Origin of the sequence: Rathayibacter sp. AY1B5, from assembly GCF_002932795.1 — a bacterium.
Taxonomy (GTDB): Bacteria; Actinomycetota; Actinomycetes; order Actinomycetales; family Microbacteriaceae; genus Rathayibacter.
The window spans coordinates 1-505 of the sequence record NZ_PSWM01000060.1 but is presented as its reverse complement, the minus strand read 5'-3'; the positions used below and the strand labels follow the sequence as shown (position 1 = coordinate 505).

Here is a 505-nt window from a genome sequence, read left to right as displayed (position 1 = left end):
AGGGGCCCATCCACGAGACGCGCGCGGCCAAGCTGATCGCCGGGGCCTTCGACCTGAGCAAGGTCAGCGGAGCCCGGGTCGAGAGCATCGTCGACTGCTTCCCCGATCACTTCCGGCGCCCAGCGGATCCGGGGTTCCTCTGGCCCGCTGATCTCGGACCCGACGACTACGACGGCGCTCGGACGAGTGCCTACCTCGGAGTCGACCGGATCTACGAGCACATCGACCCCTTCGAGGCCGCGAACGCCGTGTCGCGGTGCGCCCGGGCGACCCCCGGGATCGATCACTACGCCCTGGTCAGGGCGACGATGACCTATCTCGGCATCCTCCGAATGACCGACAACATCCGCGGTCTCGTCGCGGCGTCCATCGACGATGCGGTCCGACAGGGGAAGGTCGTGCTCGGAGGTTCCGGAGGGTACTGGGCTTCCTGACACCGGCCGCACGCTGATCGCATGCGCTCCCCCAGCCGCCCCTGTCCGGACGACTCAGCCCCGACGGCCCG

General features: G+C 69.3%; 1 protein-coding gene. It reads left to right on the top strand.

All coding sequences use genetic code 11. The features are described from left to right. A partial coding sequence (locus tag C5D44_RS18230) for a hypothetical protein (RefSeq protein WP_181118551.1) occupies positions 1 to 434 on the top strand: 434 nt, incomplete at its 5' end. Positions 435 to 505: the final 71 nt, after the last annotated feature.